This is a genomic window from Blautia sp. ZXY-1-C6 (assembly GCF_056339875.1).
Genome location: NZ_JBWJVQ010000264.1, coordinates 1 through 8,543, shown reverse-complemented (window position 1 = coordinate 8,543; position 8,543 = coordinate 1). Strand labels below are relative to the sequence as shown.

Annotated in this window: 4 protein-coding genes and 1 pseudogene; 3 read left to right on the top strand and 2 right to left on the bottom strand. The window is 42.9% G+C overall.

Features of this window, described 5'->3' with window-relative positions; all coding sequences use genetic code 11:
- Window positions 1–257: metal-sensing transcriptional repressor (locus AC075J_RS17115; protein WP_476390535.1), on the top strand; the 257-nt coding region annotated here is incomplete at its 5' end.
- A gap of 300 nt (window positions 258–557) precedes the next feature.
- Window positions 558–1,388: an Mrp/NBP35 family ATP-binding protein gene (locus AC075J_RS17110; protein ID WP_008707307.1), complete on the top strand. Its 831-nt coding sequence runs from the start codon at window positions 558–560 to the stop codon at window positions 1,386–1,388.
- 76 nt (window positions 1,389–1,464) lie between these two features.
- On the opposite strand, the gene AC075J_RS17105 is transcribed toward AC075J_RS17110, so the two are convergent.
- Window positions 1,465–2,343 (bottom strand): LysR family transcriptional regulator, encoded by an 879-nt coding sequence (locus AC075J_RS17105; RefSeq protein ID WP_008707308.1) that lies wholly within the window; start codon window positions 2,341–2,343, stop codon window positions 1,465–1,467.
- 439 nt (window positions 2,344–2,782) lie between these two features.
- On the opposite strand from AC075J_RS17105, the gene AC075J_RS17100 reads away from it, so the two are divergent.
- Window positions 2,783–6,547, top strand: a complete 3,765-nt coding sequence (locus tag AC075J_RS17100) for a phosphoribosylformylglycinamidine synthase (protein ID WP_022380650.1) — start codon at window positions 2,783–2,785, stop codon at window positions 6,545–6,547.
- A 517-nt stretch (window positions 6,548–7,064) separates the two neighbouring features.
- On the opposite strand, the pseudogene AC075J_RS17095 reads toward AC075J_RS17100, so the two are convergent.
- Window positions 7,065–8,379, bottom strand: a pseudogene (locus AC075J_RS17095) (IS30 family transposase).
- Between the last annotated feature and the right edge of the window lie 164 nt (window positions 8,380–8,543).

Below are 8,543 nucleotides of genomic sequence, written 5' to 3'. Positions count from 1 at the left end.
ATGCGCATACAAAGGCAGTGCTGAACCGTATGTCCAGAGCAATCGGACATATGGAATCTATCAAACGTATGATAGAGGACGGAAGAGACTGTGCGGAAGTTCTGATACAGCTTTCAGCAGTGAAATCTGCCATCAATAATACAGGTAAGATCATTCTGCAGGATCATATCGAACACTGTATCGTAGATGCAGTGGAACATGGTGATAAAGAGGCAATTAAAGAACTTGAGGTAGCAATTGACAGATTTGTAAAGTAATATGCGTACTCTGGAGCTTGTTTGAAAAATGTTTTACGCAAGATGTGCGTCACAATTTGTGGGAATGATTTTTCAGACACGCTCCACACTGGCAATAGAGAATATTTTGTTATTGTTCACACACCACTATCCAGCGAGGTGTTTTGGCATGAATATGCCAAAATCCCGAGACATACAAGCCAAAATTCCATTGCCGTAGGCAATCTGGAATGAATTTTGGCTACGTTACTGTGAACGGAGTGAACAGTAACAATATTTTGTCAGTACAGCAGTGCGTAAATATAAAGGAGAAGATTAATTATGGCAAAAGAATGTAACAACACTTCATGCGACAAAGCAAGCTGCGAAGGTTGTTCAAGCAGCAAGAAACAGCAGAGCTTTCAGGCAGAAATGAATGCTCAGTCAAATGTAAAACATGTGATCGGGGTTGTCAGCGGAAAGGGTGGAGTTGGTAAATCCTTCGTAACAGGCTCTCTGGCAAACATGATGGCAGCACAGGGATACAAAGTCGGTATCCTGGATGCGGATATCACAGGACCGTCCATTCCGAAAATGTATGGATTAAAGGGTGCAGCAATGGCAAATGATGAAGGTATCTACCCGATGATCACAAAAAACGGGATCAAGGTAATGTCCATCAACCTTCTGCTTCCTACAGAGGATACTCCTGTAATCTGGAGAGGTCCGGTTCTTGCAAATATGGTAAAACAGTTCTGGACAGATGTTATCTGGGGCGACGTAGACTATCTGTTTGTGGATATGCCTCCTGGAACAGGTGATGTTCCGCTTACAGCATTCCAGTCTCTGCCGATCGAAGGAATCGTGATCGTAACATCACCTCAGGATCTGGTTAAGATGATCGTTAAGAAAGCCTTTAATATGGCTGAGATGATGAAGATACCGGTACTTGGAATCGTAGAGAACTACAGCTATGTGAAATGTCCGGACTGCGGAAAAGAGATCAAAGTCTTTGGTGAGAGCCATATTGATGAAATCGCAGCAGAGCTGAAGGTTCCTGTACTTGGAAAAATGCCGATTGATATGGATTATGCAACCAAGGCAGACGGCGGATTCTTTGCAGCAATCGATAATCAGTATATTACTGATGCGCTGGCTGTAATGCCGAAATAAGAAAAAGAAGTTCTCATTCAGTAAGAAACGCGATTATAAAAATTGTTGTTTCAGTACTGAGTGAGGACTTCTTTTATTATATGGAAGTAAACATTTCAATAAAGCGTTCAGCAGCCTGAGAGACAGTAAGACTGTCATGCTGGGCAAGTATAAGCTGACGTCCGGGAAGAGGCTCTTTTAACATGAGCGGTGTCAGCTGATCATTTTCTTTTAACATATAATCAGGAACACAGGCAATCCCCAGTCCGATCCGTGCCAGATCCAGAAGCAGGTCATTACTGTTTAACTCTACTTCAGGAAGAAGCTTGAGATTATGGGCTGTGAATGCTTCCCGCAAATATTCACTGGTGGTACTTTTGGGGGAAAGCATCAGGATTGGATAGTTCAGAAGCTCCTGCAGTTCGGTCTGAACAGTGTGTACAGGAAAGTAATCCGTATTGGCAACGAATACATCGTGGAATTCTTTTAGCACACGTGTCTGAAAATGGCTGCCAAGTCTGGAATTAGGACAGTTGCATACAATCAGATCTGCTTGACCTTTCTCCAGAAGCTCTGCACAGCCGATGGAGGTACTGTTTGTGACTTTGATACGGACATCCGGGTAGGTTTGATGGAATTTCTGAAGATAATCAATGAGAAAATACCGGCAGATCGTATCGCTGGCAGCAATACGCAGCTGGCCTTTCAGCAGATTGTCTCCTGACAGGAGAGATTCTCCCTCGTCCAGAAGCTGGAGAGCCGGTTTTACATGCTGGAGCAGAAGTTCTCCTTCAGGAGTTAACAATACTTTCTTGGTACTGCGGATAAAAAGAGGATGATTTAGCTTCTTTTCCAGAGTTTTAATGGACTGGCTGACTGCTGACTGGGAGATAAAAAGCTGGCGGGAGGCCTCTGAGAAGCTGAGGGTGGTGGCAACATAGTAGAATACTTTGTATAGTTCAAGATTAATATCCATAGAAATAAATCCTTTCATAAAATAATGTGATGATACAAATTGTCGGCAGCAATGGAACTTTAGATTGTATGTCTCGGGATTTTGGCATATTCATTCCAAAACATTTCACGGATAGTGATTAATTAGTGTTACTGTTCACTCCGTTCTCAGTAACACGCTTCGCGATGCACAGAATTTATGCTAATCGCATAAATTCGCGCGGTATATCTTGGGTTTTCTGTGACCTTCGCTCACAAAAAACACCTCGCGGGATATTACCAGTGAACAGTAACTAATTAGTTACATTAATAAAAAATATAAGATATATTAATTTTACTAATGATATTTCCTATGATACTATAAAGAAAGCAATAGTTCAAGCAGCAGGTTCACTGGAGTCGGGCTGCAAGGTGCTTTTAAAGCATTTTTAAAACAATGCATACATAAGAAAGGAGTTTCTATGAGTAACGTAAGACGTGTCTATGTAGAAAAGAAACCGGCCTTCGCTGTACAGGCAAAGGAATTAAAACATGAGGTCAGCAGCTATCTGGGAATTAAATCCGTAACAGCAGTACGTGTGCTGATCCGCTATGATGTAGAAAATATTTCTGATGAAGTTTTTGATAAAGCATGCAAAACTGTTTTTGCAGAGCCACCTGTAGATGATTTATATCTAGAGAATTTTGAGGCAGCAGAAGGCTCCCGCATCTTCTCTGTAGAATTTTTACCGGGACAGTTTGACCAGAGAGCAGATTCTGCTGTTCAGTGTGTACAGTTCCTGGATGAGAATGCACAGCCTATCATTCGTTCCGCAACTACCTATGTAATTGAAGGAACTATTTCAGATGAAGAATTTGATGCTATCAAGCATCACTGCATCAACCCTGTAGATTCCCGTGAGACAGGTCTGCAGAAACCGGAAACACTGGTAACTGTTTTCCCGGAACCGGAAGATGTTAAGATTTTTGACGGATTTAAGGAAATGCCGGAAGCAGAATTAAAGGAACTTTATGATTCTTTAAATCTTGCAATGACATTCAAGGATTTCCAGCATATCCAGCATTATTTCAAAGAAGAAGAGAAACGTGACCCGTCCATGACAGAAATCCGTGTACTGGATACCTACTGGTCTGATCATTGCCGTCACACAACCTTCTCCACAGAACTGACAGATGTAAAATTTGACGAAGGTGATTACAAAGCACCGATCGTAGATACTTACAAGAAATATCTTGCTGACAGAGAAGAACTTTACAAAGGTCGTAAGGACAAATTTGTCTGCCTGATGGATCTGGCTCTGATGGCTATGAAGAAACTGAAAGCAGAAGGAAAGCTTGCTGATCAGGAAGAATCTGATGAGATCAATGCCTGCAGTATTGTAGTTCCTGTAGACGTAGACGGTAAAGAAGAGGAATGGCTGATCAACTTCAAGAATGAGACACATAACCATCCTACTGAGATCGAGCCATTCGGTGGTGCAGCTACCTGCCTTGGCGGTGCGATCCGTGACCCGCTTTCAGGACGTACTTATGTATATCAGGCAATGCGTGTAACAGGTGCAGCAGATCCTACTGTTTCTGTAAAAGAAACTCTCAAGGGTAAACTTCCGCAGAAGAAACTGGTAAGAAGCGCAGCTCATGGCTACAGCTCCTATGGAAACCAGATTGGTCTTGCAACAGGTTATGTAAAAGAAGTTTACCATCCTAACTATGTAGCGAAACGTATGGAGATCGGTGCTGTTATGGGTGCTGCTCCGAGGCGCGCGGTTATCCGTGAGAATTCTGATCCGGGAGATATCATTATCTTACTTGGAGGACGTACAGGACGTGACGGTATCGGTGGTGCTACAGGTTCTTCCAAGGTTCATACAGAAGCTTCTATTGAAGTGTGCGGCGCTGAGGTGCAGAAAGGTAATGCTCCTACTGAGCGTAAGATCCAGCGTATGTTCCGCCGTGAGGAAGTCAGCCATATTATTAAGAAATGTAATGACTTTGGTGCAGGCGGTGTTTCCGTTGCTATCGGTGAGCTGGCAGCAGGTCTGAGGGTAGATCTTGACAAGGTTCCGAAGAAATATGCAGGTCTTGACGGAACTGAGATCGCAATCTCCGAATCTCAGGAACGTATGGCTGTAGTAGTTGACCCGAAAGATGTAGATACTTTCCTTGGCTATGCAAATGAAGAGAACCTGGAGGCAATTCCTGTTGCAGTTGTAACAGAGGATCCTCGTCTGGTACTTGTATGGAGAGGCAAAGAAATCGTAAATATTTCCCGTGCATTCCTAGATACCAACGGTGCACATCAGGAGACAACTGTAGAAGTAGAAATCCCCAACAAAGAAGGCAATCTCTTTGAAGAACGCCCGGATGTAGCTGATGTAAAAGCTAAATGGATGGAAACTCTGGCAGATTTAAATGTATGCTCTCAGAAAGGACTTGTGGAAATGTTCGACGGTTCTATCGGAGCAGGCAGTGTATTTATGCCATACGGTGGTAAATATCAGCTCACAGAGACTCAGTCCATGGTTGCCAAGGTTCCGGTACAGAATGGTAAAACAGATACTGTAACCATGATGAGCTATGGCTTTGACCCGTATTTATCTTCCTGGAGCCCATATCACGGAGCTGCTTATGCAGTGACAGAGTCTGTTGCAAGAATCGTGGCAACAGGCGGTGACTATAAGAAAATCCGTTTCACATTCCAGGAATACTTCCGCCGTATGACAGAAGATCCTAAGAGATGGAGCCAGCCTTTCGCAGCACTTCTCGGTGCTTATGCAGCCCAGATGGGATTTGGACTTCCATCTATCGGTGGTAAGGACAGTATGTCCGGTACATTCAATGATATTGATGTACCTCCGACACTGGTATCTTTCGCAGTTGACGTTGCGAAGATCCAGGATGTGATCACACCGGAATTAAAGAAAGCAGGAAACAAACTGGTATGGCTTCGTGCACCGAAGGATCAGTATGATCTGCCGGATTATGCAGGAATCATGGATCAGTATGAAAAACTTCATAAAGATATGCAGGACGGCAAAGTTGTTTCGGCTTATGCACTTGATCGTCATGGTATTGCAGCTGCAGTTGCAAAGATGGCATTTGGTAATGGCATGGGCGTAAAGATTGAGCATAACCTTGATCCGAGAGATTTCTTTGCACCTGGATTTGGCGATATTATCCTGGAAGTTCCGGATGGTAAGGTTGGTGAGCTTTCCATCACTTATACAGTGATCGGTGAAGTAACTGCTGACGGTAACTTCTCCTATGGAAATACAGTGATCACTGTAGACGAAGCTGAAAATGCATGGAAAGGTACTCTGGAAAAAGTATTTAAGACAGTTTCTTCTGAGAATGATAAAGAGGCAGCTGACAGAGATGAGAAGCTTTATCGTGCAGACAGCATCTATGTATGCAAGAACAAAGTTGCAAAACCTCGTGTATTTATTCCTGTATTCCCTGGAACAAACTGCGAGTATGACAGCACACGTGCATTCGAGCGTGCAGGTGCAGAGGTGGATGTAAAAGTATTCAAGAACCTGACTGCTGAAGATATCCATGACTCTGTAGAGCTTTTTGAGAAAGCAATCGATCAGGCACAGATCATCATGTTCCCGGGCGGATTCTCCGCAGGTGACGAACCGGATGGTTCTGCGAAATTCTTTGCAACTGCATTCCAGAATGCGAAGATCAAAGAAGCTGTTATGAAGCTGATTAATGAGAGAGATGGTCTGGCACTTGGTATCTGTAACGGATTCCAGGCTCTGATCAAGCTTGGTCTTGTACCTTACGGTGAAATCTGCGGACAGAAAGCAGATTCTCCTACACTGACATTTAATACTATCGGACGCCATATTTCCAAGATGGTTTATACGAAGGTTGTTAGTAATAAATCTCCTTGGCTGCAGAAGGCACAGCTTGGCGGTGTATACTGTAACCCGGCTTCACATGGTGAAGGACGTTTCGTTGCAAATGAAGAATGGCTGCAGAAGCTGTTTGCAAACGGACAGGTTGCAACTCAGTATGTAACTCCGGATGGACAGCTCAGTGTTGATGAGGAATGGAATGTCAATGGTTCTTATATGAACATTGAAGGTATTACCAGCCCGGATGGACGTATCCTTGGTAAGATGGCACATAGCGAACGTCGCGGGGACGGTGTTGCTATTAATATCTATGGTGAGCAGGATATTAAGATATTCGAGTCTGGTGTGGAATATTTTAAATAAACTCTTTCTGGACGGAAGGTTCCCAGAGGAAGGACAGAAAGCGCTGTCCCTCCTCTGGACTCCACCCTTGCGCTTCTTTTAAGGGCAGCGCCGGGATTGTGGTGTGGAGGAGTGTATTAACTTTGCGGATTCGCCTGGTTGGGTAGGCTGTGAAGTGAGAAGCGAAGAAGATTAGAGTGTAGTCTCTAAAAAAGATGTGATTTAACGAAAGGGCGGCTGCTTGGGCAGCGCCCTTTTTTGAATAACTGCGCGTCGCATTCTCGTTACTTTCAGTGATACTTAAATGAAAAACTAAATTCCAGCTGTGGATTATCTCAGTAACTATGCGGGATTAAATTCTGTAATGCACCTTAACAATTCTATTTTTTTGTCTTATAATAAACCTGTAAGCACTCATGATTTATGTTTTTATGCATACTAACCGGGCATCTGAAAATAGTGTGCGAGACTAAATTCCACATGCCTTATGTGCAAGACTAAATTCTGGTGCAGTGAAATCTGCCTGTGCTTTACTATTTTATTTTATAAGTTTTGGACTAAGCATAACATCATCAGGTGCGATTGCCTTTAATCCTAATGCTTTGTGCAGTTTGTTGTCCAAGAGTAAAAGAGAGAGTTCATATGGGCTATGTCCATTAAGACATGTCTCTTTTTTCGCTGTTTATGTGATTCATCATAAGTCTGACTTTCTCGTCATTTAAATCAGCGAATGAACTCCCTTTCGGACGGATGTAGCGGATATACTCGTGGTTCTTTTCGCAGGCACCTTTTTGCCAAAAGCTGTATGGATCACAGTAAAAGACCGTCGTGCTTTTACTTCCGTCACAGAATTCCTCCATCTCTTCACGAGCTGAGAATTCTGAACCTCCATCCGTGAGGATCACCGGAAAAAGCTTTTTGAATGCATCCTGTCCTAACACTGTTTCAAGCCATACAAAGACCTCTAACACGCATTCCTGGTCTTGATATTCCAACAGGAACATAAGCATAAGATTGCAGTTGCGGAATGTAAAGGTCAAGAGGGCGCAGCTTTCGCCTTTCATTCCTTCCACGCAGTCCATTTCCACAACATTTATATCTGGATGATCTTTCATATAATTCTGGAAATTTTCGTAGTTATGACCTTGACGATAAGAACGATCTTTTGCACTGGTCTGTGTAGGTTTCTTGCGTTTCTTATAACGTACAGAACGTCTTAAGTCACCATTGCGGACATCGAATACACAATCATTGATGTAGGAGTAAAGTGTTCTTCTGGAGCAACCCAATTCTTCTGCATGAGTAGCATAAATATGACCGATGGACTGATGCTTCTCCTTGATCAATGGAACCAATAAATCATTCATGGATTGAATGCTTTCCGGAGTCTGGTTAATGCCGACTCTGCAATCGACTAGCACGCTACGGTACTCATCATGGGCATATTTGGATGAATAAAACTTTCTGGGCATAAGACAATGGGTCTTTTTACCACAGCCATTACATACGTAGGGAGGTTTATTCAGTTTCTCACATTCAGCTGTCTCATATGCGGGACATATATCAGTGCAGCGAAAGGATGGTTTTCTGCAAAGCTTACAATGAATGCCACACATCTTATCACACAAGCATGTCACCTTACAGTTCTTGCGATGAATACATGGCGGGTGAGTGTAACCTGAATCCGGACGTTCTTTTGTATGTGCGTGGAGACGTACTTCCTTTGATATGGTAGATGGATTTTTACCAATAATTCGTCCAATTTCAGTGAAGCTTTTATTCTCAGTAAGACCTTTCTCGATATCAACACGCTGTTCAAATGTTAAATGTTTCTGATTGCCTTTATTTTTCATAATTATCTCCAATCTGCACAGGCAGGCAATCAGCTGCAAGTACATTATACGGAGTAATGATTATCAAAGACAATATGGCAAATATGTGTGCAAAAGTAACTTCGACCTATATAGAATTTACTCTTGCATTTGGTCCAAAACCGGAATTTAGTTTTTCATTTAAG